The sequence below is a fragment of the Kitasatospora dryopteridis genome, assembly GCF_050749075.1.
Lineage (GTDB): Bacteria > Actinomycetota > Actinomycetes > Streptomycetales > Streptomycetaceae > Kitasatospora.
This window is the reverse complement of sequence record NZ_CP192749.1, coordinates 7537336-7552815: the sequence shown is the minus strand read 5'-3', so window position 1 is coordinate 7552815 and position 15480 is coordinate 7537336. Positions and strand designations below refer to the sequence as shown.

General features: G+C 73.7%; 13 protein-coding genes and 1 pseudogene. 6 read left to right on the top strand and 8 right to left on the bottom strand.

Annotation, left to right across the window (positions count from 1 at the left end):
• Positions 1-247: 247 nt before the first annotated feature.
• From ACQ614_RS34250 to ACQ614_RS34240, 3 genes are all read right to left on the bottom strand, one after another.
• Positions 248-2023, bottom strand: a complete 1776-nt coding sequence (locus ACQ614_RS34250) for a serine/threonine protein kinase (protein ID WP_431683006.1) — start codon at positions 2021-2023, stop codon at positions 248-250.
• A 684-nt stretch (positions 2024-2707) separates the two neighbouring features.
• The gene (locus ACQ614_RS34245; RefSeq protein WP_431683005.1) at positions 2708-3367 is read right to left on the bottom strand and encodes a maleylpyruvate isomerase N-terminal domain-containing protein; all 660 of its coding nucleotides are present in this window, start codon (positions 3365-3367) and stop codon (positions 2708-2710) included.
• Positions 3364-4242, bottom strand: coding sequence for an NAD(P)-dependent oxidoreductase (locus tag ACQ614_RS34240; RefSeq protein WP_431683004.1), 879 nt, complete (start codon positions 4240-4242; stop codon positions 3364-3366). Before ACQ614_RS34240 ends, ACQ614_RS34245 begins: the two co-directional genes overlap by 4 nt.
• 186 nt (positions 4243-4428) lie before the next feature.
• On the opposite strand from ACQ614_RS34240, the gene ACQ614_RS34235 reads away from it, so the two are divergent.
• Positions 4429-5430 carry a helix-turn-helix domain-containing protein gene (locus ACQ614_RS34235; protein WP_431684101.1) on the top strand — a complete coding sequence of 334 codons (1002 nt, stop codon included), beginning with the start codon at positions 4429-4431 and terminating at the stop codon, positions 5428-5430.
• Between the two features lie 234 nt (positions 5431-5664).
• On the opposite strand, the pseudogene ACQ614_RS34230 reads toward ACQ614_RS34235, so the two are convergent.
• From ACQ614_RS34230 to ACQ614_RS34215, 4 genes and pseudogenes are all read right to left on the bottom strand, one after another.
• Positions 5665-5751, bottom strand: a pseudogene (locus ACQ614_RS34230) (flavodoxin family protein); the annotation flags it as partial.
• 419 nt (positions 5752-6170) lie between these two features.
• Complete coding sequence (locus ACQ614_RS34225; protein WP_431683003.1) at positions 6171-6557, bottom strand: hypothetical protein; 387 nt, start codon at positions 6555-6557, stop codon at positions 6171-6173.
• A 1-nt stretch (position 6558) separates the two neighbouring features.
• Positions 6559-7815 (bottom strand): amidase domain-containing protein, encoded by a 1257-nt coding sequence (locus tag ACQ614_RS34220; RefSeq protein ID WP_431684100.1) that lies wholly within the window; start codon positions 7813-7815, stop codon positions 6559-6561.
• A 5-nt stretch (positions 7816-7820) separates the two neighbouring features.
• A complete protein-coding gene (locus ACQ614_RS34215; RefSeq protein WP_431683002.1) occupies positions 7821-8138 on the bottom strand; it encodes a type VII secretion target in 318 nt (105 codons plus the stop codon).
• A gap of 615 nt (positions 8139-8753) precedes the next feature.
• On the opposite strand from ACQ614_RS34215, the gene ACQ614_RS34210 reads away from it, so the two are divergent.
• The 4 genes from ACQ614_RS34210 to ACQ614_RS34195 all read left to right on the top strand — a co-directional run bounded on the left by ACQ614_RS34210 (position 8754) and on the right by ACQ614_RS34195 (position 14497).
• Positions 8754-9341: a GNAT family N-acetyltransferase gene (locus tag ACQ614_RS34210; RefSeq protein WP_431683001.1), complete on the top strand. Its 588-nt coding sequence runs from the start codon at positions 8754-8756 to the stop codon at positions 9339-9341.
• A 117-nt stretch (positions 9342-9458) separates the two neighbouring features.
• Complete coding sequence (locus tag ACQ614_RS34205) at positions 9459-11615, top strand: WD40 repeat domain-containing protein (RefSeq protein ID WP_431683000.1); 2157 nt, start codon at positions 9459-9461, stop codon at positions 11613-11615.
• A gap of 91 nt (positions 11616-11706) precedes the next feature.
• The gene (locus tag ACQ614_RS34200) at positions 11707-12249 is read left to right on the top strand and encodes a hypothetical protein (RefSeq protein ID WP_431682999.1); all 543 of its coding nucleotides are present in this window, start codon (positions 11707-11709) and stop codon (positions 12247-12249) included.
• 37 nt (positions 12250-12286) lie between these two features.
• Positions 12287-14497 carry a hypothetical protein gene (locus tag ACQ614_RS34195; protein WP_431682998.1) on the top strand — a complete coding sequence of 737 codons (2211 nt, stop codon included), beginning with the start codon at positions 12287-12289 and terminating at the stop codon, positions 14495-14497.
• On the opposite strand, the gene ACQ614_RS34190 is transcribed toward ACQ614_RS34195, so the two are convergent.
• Complete coding sequence (locus tag ACQ614_RS34190; protein WP_431682997.1) at positions 14485-14967, bottom strand: hypothetical protein; 483 nt, start codon at positions 14965-14967, stop codon at positions 14485-14487. The two genes, ACQ614_RS34195 and ACQ614_RS34190, sit on opposite strands and share 13 nt — an antisense overlap.
• A 209-nt stretch (positions 14968-15176) precedes the next feature.
• Between ACQ614_RS34190 and ACQ614_RS34185 the strand changes: the two genes are divergently transcribed.
• Positions 15177-15476: a hypothetical protein gene (locus tag ACQ614_RS34185; protein WP_431682996.1), complete on the top strand. Its 300-nt coding sequence runs from the start codon at positions 15177-15179 to the stop codon at positions 15474-15476.
• The last annotated feature ends 4 nt before the right edge of the window (positions 15477-15480 follow it).

Sequence of the window (15480 nt, the reverse complement as noted above, 5' to 3'; positions counted from 1 at the left end):
ACGCCTTCCGGACCTTTCGGCGGGCTGGGCGGGGGGCGGACCTGAGCCGCTGCTCTGCCCTTGCCCGGCCGAGCCCACGGGTCGGCTCGCAGGTGGCCCGGGGCGGCTTCCACCGGGGGTGGTGGGCCGGGCTCCGGGTCCTCGCTGGTCGCCGTGCGGTGCTCACCGCACACTTCGGCCACGGGTCCGAACCTGCCGACCCGGCACCGTCGGTCACCGCGTCCCGGCCCGGGGAGCGGCCCGCCGCTCAGCCCGACGGGGGGATGAACCACTGCTGCGACCGGTTGCCCGGCGTACAGGTCTGCATGGTGGCGGCGCTGCCCGCGCCGTTGTCGGTCAGGCAGGTCGAGCCGCTGTAGTCCTTGAGGTAGACGGCGCCCTGGGTGGGGGCACTGTTCACCGTCCAGCGATACGTGACGCTGAAGCCCGAGGAGAGTTCGACCTTGTCGCCGTTCTGGACGAGTCCCGGCTTGCTCATGTTGCAGGGGTAGAGGCTGTACCAGCCGCCGGGGTCGGGGGCCGAACGCATCCAGCCGTAGGACGTGTTGCGGCCCACCACCGCGCTGGTCCCGCCGGCCAGGCCCGAGGCGGCGAGGCCCAACCGCTGGCCGCTGCCGACCCCGGTGATGTAGCCCCAGCCGGTGCCGCCGCAGCCCTGGGGCGGCCCGGTCTGCGCCGGGGTGGTCGCGGGTGCCGTGGTGGCCGGGGTGTTGGCGGGCGGCCGGGCGGTTCCCCCGGTATTGGTGGCGCCTCCGCCCGTGCCGGTGCCCGCGGCACCACCACCGACGGCACCACCCGCTCCGACGCCGCCCTGGTCGGGCACCGGGTTGCCCGGCTGCTGCCCCGGCGCGGCCTGCGGGTTGGTGGCGCTGCCCGCCGGGGGCGATGCAGCAGCGGCGCCACCCGTGCCGCTCGCCCCGGCCGACGCGGCGCCCGGGCTGACCGACGCCGCTACCGAGGGCTGCGGCCCGGTGCCCTGCGCACGGGACTGCCACGGGGCCTGCTCGATCAGGACCACACTGCCGACCCCGGCCGAGATCACCACCGGGATGATGATCGGGACGATCAGTCGGCTGCGTCGCGGGCGTTCGGCGGGAGCGGTACGGGGAGTCTCGGCCGGCGGCGCCTCCCGCGGGACGGGCTCGGGCACGGTGGCGAACACGGTGGGTTCACGCACCGCCTGCCCGGCGCCCGGCCGGGCCGCTGCCGCCCGGGCGGCGGCCGCCATCGCGCCTGCATCCGGGAAGCGCTGTGCCGGGTCCTTGGCGAGGGCGGTGGCGACGAAGTCGCGGACGGCCCGCGGGAACTCGTCGGACAGCCGGGGCGGAGGCTGCTGGATGTGCTTGAGCACGATCTCCAGAACCGTCTCCCCGGTGAACGGCAGCCGACCGGTGAGCAGTTCGAAGCAGACCACTCCGATCGAGTACAGGTCGCAGAGCGGGGTGGTGGACTTGCCGTCGGCCTGCTCGGGTGCGATGTAGAGGGCGGTGCCGAGCACCGAGTTGGAGGTGGTGATCTTTGTCCCGGCCATGGCGTGGGCGATGCCGAAGTCGGTCACCGTCACACCGCCGTCGCTGCGCACCATCAGGTTGGACGGCTTCAGGTCGCGGTGCACGATGTCCTGCTGGTGCGCGGCATGCAGCGCGTCCAGCGCGTCGGCCAGGATGCCGAGCGCCCGCGCGGGCACCATGGGGCCCTCGGCCGCCAGGACGGAGTTCAGCGGCTTCCCGTCGATGAACTCCATGACGATGTAGGCGATCTGCTCGTCCGAATCGCCGGCCGGCTCGGCGTAGTCGTGCACGTGAACGATGCCCGGGTGCCGGAGGGCGGCGAGGATTCGCGCCTCGCGCCTGAACCGCTCCGTGAAACTGCGATCCGCCAGCAGCCCCGGCTGCATGACCTTGACGGCGACCTGCCGCTTCAGCACACCGTCGTCGGCGCGCCAGACCTCGCCCATACCGCCGACTCCGACCCGGTCGGTGAGCGCGTAGCGCCCACCGAGCACGGTCCCCCGACCCCACATGCCGGTCCCCTCGTCGTGACCTGTCGCCGACAGATCGTCAATTCGCGGCTCAGTTTGCCAGATGACGAACCATCGGATCCGATCTTGGGAGTACCGGCTGTGTCACAGCGCCCCGTCGACGGCCACGGCGGGGCGAGGCCCCGGTCGGCGGTGGGCGATGCGGCGGGCGGGCGACGCGATCCGGACCGGCGGATCCTCATGCCGAGTCCGGACCCGACGTCCCGTACCAGCGCACCCGGTCCGCAGCCGCTCCGGCTCCGGCTCCGGCTCCGAGACCCGCTCCCCGGGTGGCACCTTCAGCAGCTCGCGCATCGCCTGCCGCAGCTCGCCGGGCACCGTTTCGTCCAGCGTCCGGTACGGCTCGGAGCGCCGGTTGCCGTACGCCGCGATGTCCGCCCGGTGCCGGGTCCTGGAGCCGACCACCGCAGCAGGCGCCCCGCCACCACGGCGCCGGCCGTGCCGTCCGCGACCACCGCACCCGTCCCCCGGCCCCACCGGCACGGCCCCGGACGGCGACTGTGGGCCCGGCCCTTCAGGCAGTGCTCGGCACCGTCGCCGTGTCCGCTCTCGTGGCCGCCACCGGCTGGTGGCGGCGTCGCCTCGGCCGGTTCCGGGACCGACCGGGTCGGCCCCCGCGGCGAGGGCCCGGGTACGCCCGGGACGGCTGCGCCCCGGCACCGGGCCTCACGGCCCCGTCTCGCCGCCCTGCCGCACCCGGCCGTCCCAGCGCCACGCGCCCGCCGCGCGGCGCGGGCGGTCCGGCAGGGCGGTCCGGCCGGTGCACCAGAGCAGGGCGTCGCCCGCGGCGCGACCGTCCGGCGCGTCCGGGAAGAGGCGGGCCAGGGCCGGATGCGCGAGGTGGTCGGGCAGCTGTCGGTCCAGTCCCAGCGCGCCGGCCATGTCCCAGGTGTGGACGAGGAGTTCGACGATGCCCATGGCCGCGAAGCCGGGGCCGTCCGACGGCCCCCAGGGGTGCCAGGCACGGGCGTTCGCCGGGGTGTCCCGCACGGTGGTGGCGAGCAGGCCCGCAGCGATCCGCAGGCCTTCGAGACAGTGCGGGACGGGTGCGGCCGGGTCGAGCGAACCGAACAGGGTGATGTATCGGTCGGTGGGGCGGGCCGTGAGCAGGCCCGCGTAGCCGAGGAGGCCGAGGGCGAGGTGGTCGAGGGTGGCCCGGCAGGTCCACTCGCTGCCGACGGGTCGGCGGGTCCAGTCGGCGTCGGCGGCCTGTTCCAGGAGGCCGGTGGTGGTCGCGGCCGCCTCGCGGACGAGCGCGGGCCATTCGAGCCGGTCGACGGCGTCGCCGGGGACGGCAACCGCGCTGGGCGCTGCGATGGCGCTCACTTGGCGATCACCTCGATCAGACGGGTGTAGCCGTCGGCTCCGTGGCCGTCCGCGACGGCCTGCCGCACCTGGCGGGCGAACAGCTCGGGCAGGGCGGTGTCGACGCCGCGCGCGGTGCTGGCGTGCAACAGGTGCTCCATGGCTGCGAGGTGGACATCGAGGGTGGCGTCGTCGCCCGGATACCGGCGGGCGTCGGCCTGGGCCGCGTAGCGCGTGACGAAGCCGCTGACCGCGCCGGAGAGCCAACGGGTGGCGACCGGCGTGAAGTCGGCGGCCGGCACGCCGTCGGCACGGGCGAGGGCGACACCGTGCAGCCACCCGCCGAGTGCGGACCACATCAGGCCGAGCAGTGCGGTGTCGTACAGGCCGGCGAGTCCGGCGTCGGGCCCGAGGTCGACGGGCTCGCCGAGGACGGCGAGGGTGGCGCGGTGGCGGGCGAGTGCGCCGGGCGAGCCGCCGTAGAGCAGGACGGCGTCGGGTCCGCCGATGCCGGGCGGGGTGATCATGATTGCGCCGTCCAGGTAGTCGAAGCCGTGGCCGGCGGCCCACGCGGCGAACTCGCGGGCCTGCTCGGGCGAGCCGGAGGTGAGGTTGACCAGGGTCCGTCCGGCCAGGGCCTGCTCGTGGCCGGTCAGCACCGCGCGGAGCGCGTCGTAGTCGAGCACGCAGGCGACGGTCAGCTCGCCGACGGCGAGGGCGTCGGCGGGCGAGGAAGCGGGGACGGCGCCGCGGGCGGCGAGCGGTTCGGCCCTGGCCGGGGAGCGGTTCCAGACGGTGGTGGGGTGGCCGGCGGCGAGGAACGCGTCGGCGAGTGCGGTGCCCATTGCGCCGAGTCCGAGGACGGTGACCGGCTCGCGGGCTGGATCGTGCGGCATGCGGGTTCTCCTGACGTTTCGTCATGTCGGGGAGTGATTCGGTGGTCTTGATCGACGTCCACCACCCTCGCAGCGGGCCGCGGCGGGCCGACAGTGGCAGGATCGCCCTTTGTCGCACGGTTCCTGCCAGGTACGGTGGCGGGCGTGAAGACCTCGGCACCGACCTCCCCCCGCGGCCCCGGCACGGTGGCCGTCGCCGTGATCGACCACGCCGAGCTCCCGTTCTGGGACCTCTACGAACTCGGCATGGCCTGCGCGGTGTTCGGCATCCCGCAGCCCGACCTCGCCGAACGCTGGTACGAGTTGCGGCTCTGCGCCGAGACCCCGGACGAGGCGACGCCGCCGCGCGCGCCCGGCGGGTTCGGCTTCTCGCTGCGCGCCGAGTACGGCTGGGACGCGCTGGCCGGTGCCGACACGGTGATCGTGGCCTCCGTCCCGGACGCCTGCGTGACCGGCGAGCGCGAGGTGCCGGCGGCGCTGGTGGCGGAGCTCCGGCGGGCGGCCGAGGCGGGGGCGCGCATGGTGTCGCTGTGCACCGGAGCGTTCGCACTCGCGGCCGCCGGCCTGCTGGACGGGCGCCGGGCCACGGCGCACTGGTCGCACACCACCGACCTGGCCCGCCGCCATCCGGCCGTCACCGTGGACGACAGCGTGCTCTACGTGGACGACGGCGACGTGCTCACCAGCGCGGGCGTGGCCGCCGGCCTCGACCTGTGCCTGCACATCGTCCGCCGCGACCTCGGCGCGCACGTGGCCAACCGGCTGGCCCGCCGCCTGGTCGTCCCGGCCCACCGGCCGGGCGGACAGGCACAGTTCGTCGACCTGTCGGTGCCCGCCACGGACGACGACAGCCTCGCACCGGTACTGGCGTGGGCCACCGAGAACCTCGAACACCCAATCACCGTCGACGAGTTGGCGCGCCGCGCCCGGATGAGCCCGCGCACCTTCTTCCGCCGGCTGCAGGCCGCCACCGGCACCACACCCCTCCAGTGGCTGCTCAACCAGCGCCTCGCGCGCGCCCAGTCGTTGCTGGAGGCCACCGACCTGCCCGTGGAGCAGGTCGGCGAACGCAGCGGCCTCGGCAGCGCCACCAACCTCCGCCGCCACTTCACCGCCCGCGTCGGCGTGAGCCCCACCGACTACCGCCGCGCCTTCACCCGCCGCATCACAACGCCCACCCGGCCCTGACCGCTGCAGCACCGCACACGTCCTGCACCGGTCGAACGACGAGCACCGGGGCCGCCCGAAAGCTACTTCAGCGGTGCGGTGTTCAGCGACGACCGGGGCCCTGCCCGAGGAGGTCCTGTGCCGGGGCGTACGCAGCGATGCATCGGTGAACGGCCCAAGCCGGAACTGGGCACCTGCACGGGGGACGCCGGCCGGGCAGGCGGGTCATCCGGCCCGGGCACGCCTCGCAGCCGGACAGCCGCCCACCCGCCCGTAGTACGCGTACCGGCCATGGGAGTCGAGGATCGACGAGCAGGCGTACAACCGCTCGATCACCTTCTGTCCCTCACTTTCGTTCCGCGGACACAGGGAGCAGTCCCCCCGACGTTCCGCCGGGGCGGGCCGGAGATCCGGAAACTCGGCCGATCCGGGGAGGGCGGTTCGGCCGCCGACCGGCGCGATCCGGTCAACTCACCTTGCTCGGTCAACCAGTTCACCCGGTTCTCCGGCGACCGACCGGCGGCCGCTTCTACGACCACGGGCGCACCGTGGTCCAGGGCGGAGTCACCCTTCCTGAACGGGAGCCGACGAGTACCAGTGCCGCGCCACCACCGTGCCGCGATTTGCGGCATACGAGGATCCGCCGTGTTCGACCGCCCCACGAGCCACCGGACGTCAACTTGACCCTTGGCAGCATGAGGTGTCCATCGGCCCACGCCGGGTGCCGGGGCGGGCCGCCCGTCGGGCGGCCCGCCCCCACCTCAGCGCAGCGCGGTGAGCGGCGCGGCCCCCGAGCAGATCCGCTGCCCGGAGACCCGGTCGCCCTGCCGCACGTCCCACACCAGGTAGGCCCCGCCCGCCAGCAGCGCCGCCCCCGCCACCATCGCCACCACGGCGAGCAGGTCGAGCCGCACCCGCCCGGCGAACCGCAGCAACAGCGGCACCACCAGGGCCAGCAGGCCGCAGCAGAGCACGGCCCAGGAGCCCAGCCTCATCCCGGTGTTGGCCGGCAGGTCGATGCAGGACACGAGCACCGCGCGGTGCCGCTCGTCGTACGCCGCGGAGAACCACCAGACGGCGAGCCCGCCGAGGACTGCGGCCGTCGCACCGAGCAGACCGCCCGCCCCGGGCATGAGTCGGCGCTCCATCTCAGTACCAGTTCGGGGAGACGCGGACGATGCGCACGCGCTGCTCGCCCTCGGCCTTCTCGGTGGCCGGGAGCCGGCCGTCCAGGCTCACGTTCTGCCGCGACGTGGTGTGCTGGGTGTACTTGATGTCGCCGTCCGGGGTGACCGCGGTGACCACCGCGGCGTGGTGGGTGTTGCCCTTCTCGATGTGCTCGTTCTCCCCGGCCTGCTCGTAGAAGACCAGGTCGCCCGGGCGGGCCTCGGACGCCGGCACCTCGTACCCTCCGTTCTCCAGCATGAAGTTCTGCAGGTTCTCGGCGGCGCCCCAGCTCTTGGAGTAGTCCGTCCGCTCGTCCAGCCAGCCCGAGTCCGCGTCGTCGTCGCGGCCCCAGCTGTCGTCCGACCAGCCCAAACCCCAACCGCTGTCGGGCTTCTCCTTCACCCCGCCCTGGCGCAGCGACTCGGAGGCGAAGTTGGTGCAGTTGTTGTCGAGCTTGTCGATCGAGGTGTCGTTCCAGTGCTCCAGCGCCCACTGGACCTGCTTGACCCGGTCGTACTTGCCGTCGCGGCCGTGCAGGTCCTGCTTGACGTCCTCCGGGATGCCGTCCAGGTTGGCGATCTTCACCGGCTCGGCCAGCATCAGCTGGCGCTGCTCCTCGGCGGTCAGCCCGGCCCACCAGTCCCGGACCACCTGCGGGTCGTCGCCCTTGGGGATGCCCGCGGCGAGGATGTTCATCTGGGTGTGCGAGGCGGAGGTCTGCGCCTCGTCCAGCGCCTTCGCCGGGTCGGCCTCGCAGGTCCCGCTCATCAGCCTGTTCAGCTCGGGCAGGGCGAGGGCGTCGGCCTCCCGCGCCTGGCGCAGTGCCTCCTTGATGAGGTCGGAGACGTCGGTCATGTGGGTGAGCTTCTCCGAGGTCACCTCGCCCCGGGTCGAGACGCTGCCGTCGGCGTCCACGTCGAGCTCGTACGCCTCGGCCAGATCCAGCGCGTGGAGCAGGGTGCGCTGGGCGTACTCCATCGCGGAGGCCAGCCCGTCGACCACCATGGTGACGCCGCGCATGATGTCGGCGCCTGCCTCGAACCGGTCGGCGAGATACCGGAGTTCGTCGGCCGCCTGCTGGCCGACCGCGTCCGTCCAGTTGTCCTCCAGCGGGCGGCTGCCCTGGTCGCGGATCTCCTGCGCCGCCTCCAGGGCGTGCTTGGACAGCGACAGCCAGTCCTCGGCCGCCGCCTGCCAGGAGGACGGGTGGGCGTTCTTCAGTGCGGCGAAGTCGACCATGCCGCTCACGCCCTTCCCAGCTCGTTCATGGCCGCCCGCATCCGGGCCTCCGCCTCCGCGTCGGCCGCGTCGTAGCCGTCCGCCGAACTGTGCAACTGGTCCGAGAGCTGCTGCATGCGGTCCGCGAGCGACACCATGTGCCGCTCCCACTCCGCCGCGCAGGCGCCCAGCGCCGCGGCCGACGACCAGCCGCCGTCCGTACCGCGGACGGCCTCGCTGGAGTCCAGGGCCGCGGAGAGCCGACCCTTCGTCTGGGCGCTCAGCTCGGCCATGGACTGGCCGGCCCGGCGCAGCCCGTGGGTGGCGATATCCACCTCAGGCATTCGATTCCCCCGTATGTCGTCGATTGCCGATCTGCGGAGATGCTAGCGAACACCACCAGGTGCGCCGGACGGCATGACTTCGGGTCAGGGGGAGTTGTCACCGAGCCAGATCGGCGGAACACTCTGGCACCCCTACCTGACCTGTAGACGAGTCGAAGAGGGGCGGCTCGCAACGGATGGCGCCACGTGCGTCCAGGGACTTCGCCCGGTCGCCCGACAGCGCGGTGGCCTCCGGCTCCCGCCAGCACGCTCCCCGCCACGGGCCTGAAGCCCAGAGGATTCGCCACCCCGCCGTCAAAGCTCCTGCCCTTCTGTCGAACTCGGCCCCGGACGTGACCATCGTCACCGACCGCAAGTCCTCCACAAGTCCCGACCGGAATCCTCGCATCAGCCGCTGAGGGCACCGCGTCCCGCGGCCCCGCCCTACGCCGGAGCAGCCCCGGCCGATTCGTATGCTAGCGAACTGTCAGCACGCTTCCGCAGGCCGCCGAACAGGCGGGGGGTTGTGACTACTGGCCGGTAGGGCCGAATCCAGCCGGGTTGATTGACAGGCTTCAAGATGCTTCTATACGGCCCATGGGGAGGAATCGGGGCGCCACCTGCTCGCTGAGCTTAGTGGAAGCGCTCTCAGTCATGCGCGACGGCCAGGTGCTGGTCCGCAGGCCGCAGGAGCGTGACGCCGACACACTGCGGGTGGGGTCCCGCGATCCCCTGGTGCGCGAGTTCATGCAGGGCGTCCTGAGCCACCCCGACCGGGAGTCCGCCGCCCGCTGGATCACCGAGGTCGCCCCCAGACTCTGGGACGCCGACAAGGCCGCGTACTTCGCCGTGGCTCTGGCGGCCGAGGGCTCCGAGGGCGAGGGCCCGGGCGACGAGGGCGGGCCCGCGATCGGGCTGGCCGAGCTGGTGGACCTGAGACCGGAGGAGGGCGCGGCCGAGATCTCGATCTGGCTGCTGCCCGAGCACCGGCGCTTGCGCACCGCGGCCTCCGCGATGCGACTGGTCTGCCGGTTCGGTTTCGAGGAGTTGGGTCTGCGGCGGATCGACGCGTACGCCGCGGCCGAGAACATGGGGGTGCAGGTGGTCGGGGCCTCCATCGGTTTCCGCCGGGCCGGGTACCGGCCCGCACTGTTCCGCAGCTCCCGGACTCAGAAACTGCATGACGCCGTCTACGCGACCCTGGCACCCGAGGACCTCTGTTGAACCGCGGGCGCCACCGGGCGCTTCACACATACTGATCCACACTGATCCACGTTCACATTTGATCTACGCGCATAGCGCGGCTGGTTTGTCCATGTACCAGGGCTGGGGGTTCGGAAGATGTCGGGACTGCTGGAGTTCTCGGTCGGCGGGGAGCAACTGCCGGGAGGCAGGCTCGAACTGACCCTCGACCAGACCGGGGCGCTGCGGGTGCGCCACCACAGCGGCGGCACCAAGGTGGTACGCACCGCGACGGTGGACCCGGCGGTGCCCGCCCGAGTGCTCAACGCCCTGCGCAATGCCGCTCCCGGGCTCGGTGGCGGGGCCGCCGAGGCACGGCGGCTGGTGGCCGGCGAGCTGACCTGGGCGGACGGCACCGACACCCCGGTGCCCGGCATCGCCCGGATGCTGGAGGCGCTCGCCGGTCAGCTGATCCAGCCCGCCGAACCGGCTCAACTCCCCGGAAATCTGGTCCAGTTGGCCGCAGCTGATCCGGCCGAAGCGGCCCCGACGGCCGCCATCGGCACCGTCTCCGGCCGTCCGGCCTTCGCCCTCGCGGTGGCCGGCCGGGGCTTCGGCCTGGCCGAACTTGCCGACCGCGGCGCCTCGCTGGGCGACTCGGACGAGGAGGCCGGACTGCTGCCCACCGCCGTGGCCCTGGGCCGGGTCGGCGAGCGGGACCTGTTCACGGTCGGCGCGCAGGACGGCGCCGTCCAGGTCTGGGACGCCGCCACCGGTACGCTGCTGCACGGGACTTCGGGTGGCGAGGGCGCTCAGGTGGTGGCCGCCGCAGTGGTCGAGGGCGTGCCGCTGGCCTTCTCCGGCGGCCGGGACGGCGAGGTGCGGGCCTGGCGGGCCGAGGACGGCAAGGGCTTGGGGCTGCTCGCGGTGAACGGCCGGGGCGCCTCCGCCCTGGTGCACGCTCGCTGCGCCGGGCTCGACCTGGTCGCCGCCGCCGGCGGGGACGGCACCGTCCGGGTCTGGGACGCGGCGGCCGGGGCCCGGCTGCACCTGCTGGTCGGCCACAGCGAGCGGGTCACCTCCCTGGCGGTGCTCTCGCTGGGTGACCAGGCGGTGCTGGCCTCGGCCGGCGTGGACCGCGAGATCCGGCTCTGGGACCTGGCCACCGGCGAGCCGCTGGCCGTGCTGATCGGCCACTCGGCCACCGTCACCGGACTGGCCTTCACCGAGCTGGCCGGCGAACCGGTGCTCGCCTCCTGCGCCTTGGACGGCACGGTGCGCACCTGGGACGTCTACCGGGGCACCGGGCTGAACGGCTGGGCCGTCCGCGGCGTCTGGCTGACGGCGCTGGCGGTCGTCCGGCACGGCGATGCCGCGGCGCTGGCGGTGGGTGACGAGCGCGGCCGGCTCAGGCTCTTCGACCCGGCCGACGGCACGGCGCTGGCGACCTGGGAGCCGGCCGGGCCGGCCACCGCCCCGCGCCCGGTGAACGCGCTGGCGGCCGCGACCACCGCGGACGGCGCCCAGGTGCTGGCCGCCGGGTACGGCGACGGCACCGTGCGGCTCTGGGAGAGCGGCGTCGAGCGTCTCCAACTCGCCAACGACGGCGGGTCGGTGAGCTCCGTCGCGGTGACCGAGGGCCTGCTGGTCTGCGGTACCGTGACCGGCGCGGTGCGCTGCCACCGGCTGGCCGATGGCACCCCGCTCTCCGTCCCCACTCCGCACACCGGCCCGGTGACCTGTCTGGCGCTCGGAGCCACCACCCTGGTCTCCGGCGGCGCGGACGGCGTGGTGCGGGTGCGCGGCGCGCTCGACGGCGCCCCGCTGCTCCGACTGGCGGGCCACCAGCAGGGCGTCACCGCGCTGGCGATCGGCCCGCAGCTGCCGCGTCCGCTGATCGCCACCGCGGGTGGCGACGGCACCCTGCGCGTCTGGGACGCCGTCACCGGCGCACCGGGCCCGGTGGTGAGCGGGCTGGCCGCCCCGGTCGCGGCGCTGGCCTTCGCCACCCACGCCGGGCGGCCGGTGGTGCTGGCGGGCACGGCCGACGGCGCCGTCCGGGCCTTCGACGCGGAGGACGGCCGGGCGGTCACCGAACTGGCCGGGGGCGCGGCGCGGGTCCGCACGCTGGTCTGCCAGGAGATGGACGGCGAGGCTCTGGTCGCGGCCGGGGACGAGCAGAACACCGTGCGGCTCTGGCACCTGGGTAGCGGCACGCTGCTGAACGAGGCGCCGCTGGACCGTGCGCCGCTGGCCATCTCCTTCACCGAGACGGGTCTGTACGTGGTCGGCCCGGACGGGGCCGTCACTCTCTGACGTCACGCCAGTGGTCGTTGAGGCAAGAGCGAGTTCACCGCCGGTGGCCTTTGGGGCGTCGGCCATCGATGCGCAGAAGCAAGGGGTGGGAATGGCGGAGGGGAAGTTCCGGATCGACCTCGAACAGGTCGAAGCGGCGGCGAAGATGATCCAGACCATGCTGGACGACCTGGAACGGCCCACCGCCGAGCTGAAGGCGGCGGTCCAACAGATCAAGCCGACGGTCTACGGCACAGATCGGCTCGCCAAGTCGCTGACCGGATCCACCGGGTCGGTCGGCGGCCTGGCGGACCACCAGGAGCAGGTGCTGGAGGGCATCCAGAAGTTCCTCGCGAACAGCGCCCAGGTCGCGGCGAACCTGCGCTTGATGGTCGCCAACTACACCGCCGCGGACGAGTCCAATGCGATGTCGCTGCGGGCCATCGAGGGTGCGGACGCGCCGGTCGCGCAGGTCCCTCCGACCACCCGGGACAAGCCCGTCACCGTGGTCGTCGCGGGCGAGACCGGTGGCCCGGTCACGGCACAGTCCGGCTTCACCTCGGCCGACGCCCCGACGCTCGACTACAACGCCTGGGAAGACCCCGAGCCCCCGCCGTCGCACTCCGGCGGCGGCAGCGGCCCGAAGCTCGCCTGACCCTGCCCGAGTCGACCCTCGCAGAAGGACGGACACCGTGATCCACCTGCCCCCCGACCTGGCAGAAGTGCTCAAGGTCATCCAGAGCAACGAAAACGGGAAGGGCATCACCTTCCCCGACAGCAACGAGGACCTGCTCGGCGACCTGGCCTTCGCCTGGGAGAAGTGGAACACCTTCGCCGAGACCCGGATCGGCGCCATCGTGGCCAATGCCAAGCTGGCCATGGAGGCGATGGAGGGCGAGGCCGCCGAGAGCTTCGCGGCCTACCTCCACAAGTTCAGCGGAGGGGACAGTTCGCACGTCTCCAGCACGGTCTCGGCCGCGAGCGCCGTCGCGCAGTCGCTGCGCGGCGCGGTCGAGGCGGTCGTCCAGACCAAGAACGAGATGATCCGCGAACTCCAGTACACGAAGGAGTACATCGAGGACAACCCGGCCGGCAAGAACGACGACATCGCCAAGTCCGAGGGCATCAAGGAGGCCGTGGCCACGTACAACACCTACGTGGACCAGGTCGGCTACAACGTCGACACGATGCTCCGTCAGGGCTCCGGCCACGTACAGCAAATGACGGCGGCCGCCGAGGTCGCCGCGTTGACCGGTGGCAGTGGTGGCAGCGGTGGCGGCGGAGACACGGGTGCACCGCCGCGCACCAGTCTGGACAGCGTCTCCGGTGTCACTGCGCCCAACACCATGCAGACAGGCATCAACTCCTACCCCGGTGCGGGTGTCCCCGCCCCAGTGGGCATCCAGGGCTTCCAGCCCGGCGGTGCCGTGCCCGGGAGCCTGCCCGGCGGCGGAGTCCCCGGGATGCCGGGTGGTCTGCTGAGCGGACCGGGCGGCGGGGCAGGCGGCGGTGCGCCCACGCTGCAGCCGTTCAAGATGCCGACCTCGCAGGCGCCGACGCCGTTCGGTGGCGGAGGCGGCGGGCTCGGCAGCGGTGGCGGGTTCGGTGGCGGCGGATTCGGTGGCGGCGGGTCCTCGCTCGGCCCGGACGGCAAGCCCGCGTTCAAGCTTCCGTCGGTCGGCAGCCCCAGCGGCCTCACGTTGGCGGGGCATCAGCCCCCGGGCACCGACGGCCAGCTCGCCGCCCCGGTCCGGTCGACCATGCCGCTCCGTCCGTTCACCCCCGGCGGGGCCGACCCGGGCGGCGTCGGGGGACTTGGCGGCCTCCCACTCGGCGGCCTCCCGCTCGGCGGCCGTGGCGGCACCGCGGGCACCCCCGGCAGCCTGATCGGCCGCCCGGGCGGCCTGCCCGGCGGCACCCTGCCCGGCCGTGGCACCACCGCGCCCTTCACCCCCGGCGGCCGCGTTCCCGGCGCGATCGCCGGCGCGGGCTCCGGCCTGGGCGGTGGCGCCCGGGTCGGCGGGAGCGGTGGCGCCCGGGTCGGCGGGAGCGGTGGTGGCGGTCTCGGCGGCAGCGCGTCCGCGGCCGGTGGCGTCGGTGCCGGTGGCGGGCGCGGTGCGGGCGGCGGCGCCGGTGCCTCCGGCTCGGCCGCGGCCTCCGCCCGTGGCATGGCCGGTGGCGGCATGCCCGGGATGCCCGGGATGGGCGGTGGCGCGGCGGCCGGTGCGGCCAAGTCCGGCTCGCGCTTCGTCCGGCCCACCCGCTTCGGTGTGGAGGAGGACGACGAGGAGACGGTGGCGCTGCGCGACTCCGGAATCCTCGGCCAGGCCGTCCACCACGACCCGCACGACCGGCACTGGGTGCGGATGCGGCAACGCTGGGTCGGGGAGTCGGGGATGGCCCCGGCCCCGGAGCCCGTGCACACGGCGGTGGCCACCGCCGGGCAGGAGGCCCCGGCCGCGGGCGGCGGCGACTTCATGAGCCAGCTGGCCACGGCCGTGCTCGGACCGGAGGGTGCAACTTCACTCGACACGTCGGAGTCCGGTGGTTCGGGCTCCGAGGGCAACACCACGGCTACCGCCGCATCCACCGCTTCGGGCTCGGGTTCGGGCTCGCCCGAGGAGGCGTATCTGGAGCGGGCCCGTTCGGTGGCCGAGCGGCGTGGCCGTCCGGACGAGGAGCCGGCCCCCAGCGAGACCGCTTCGGCGACGGCTGACGGTCCGCCACCGCTCCGTGAGGAGGGTGGTTTCCAGGTGCCGACGCCGTTCATGCGGGCAGCGCTGGCGCGGCTGGCCAGTTCGGGGGGATTCCCCGAGGGCAGCGGTGAGGCACCCGCCGGGGCAGCCGGCGGCGGTGCGACGGGTGGCGGCGCGGCGGGTGCGGCAGCCGGTCAGGGACGCTGAGGAGCGAGATGGAAGAGCAGCAACTGAGGCGTACCGAGGCGGTGGCGGCCACCGAACACGTGGCCGCCAGGGTCTCGACCGACGCAGTCCAGGCGGCCGAACCCGAACACACCACCGCCCGACTCCAGCCCCTGCAGATGGCCGAACCCGAACACACCACCGCCCGACTCCAGCCCCTGCAGATGGCCGAACCCGAACACACCACCGCCCGACTCCAGCCCCTGCAGGCGGCCGAACCCGAACACACCACCGCCCGACTCCAGCCCCTGCAGGCGGCCGAACCCGAACACACCACCGCCCGACTCCAGCCCCTGCAGGCGGCCGAACCCGAACACACCACCGCCCGACTCCAGCCCCTGCAGGCGGCCGAACCCGAACACACCACCGCCCGACTCCAGCCCCTGCAGGCGGCCGAACCCGAACACACCACCGCCCGACTCCAGCCCCTGCAGGCGGCCGAACCCGAACACACCACCGCCCGGGTCGCTGCCCGACCGACCGAGAGCACCGAGCGGTTGGCGCGGACCTCCGCACCGTCCGGCGGCGCCGGCCGCGCGCCGGCGCCGGGCAGGGCTTCAACGTCGACCCGGAGCAGTACCGGGCGGCGGTCGGGCCCGTGCTCGGCGCGTCGGACCAACTGGCCGATCTGAGCCGGGGGTTGAGCGCCTACCTGTCCGGGATGAACGCTCGCGTCCCGTGGGGCAACGACGAATCCGGTGAGAAGTTCGCCAACGGCGAGAAGGGCTATCTCACGTACAGCGGCAAGGTGCTGGAGGGCATCGGCAACCTGCCCGCCGCGCTCAAGTACATCGCGGACGGCCTCAAGGTGATGGCCGAGAGCTACGACACCACCGAGGAGGGCCTCTCCACCGGCCTCACCTCGATGGAGGCCGAGCTGCCCGAGACCGCGCTGTTCCACCCCGACCTCGCCCTGCGGGACATCGCCAAGGGGCGCCCGCACCAGACCGGAAGGCCCTGATCAA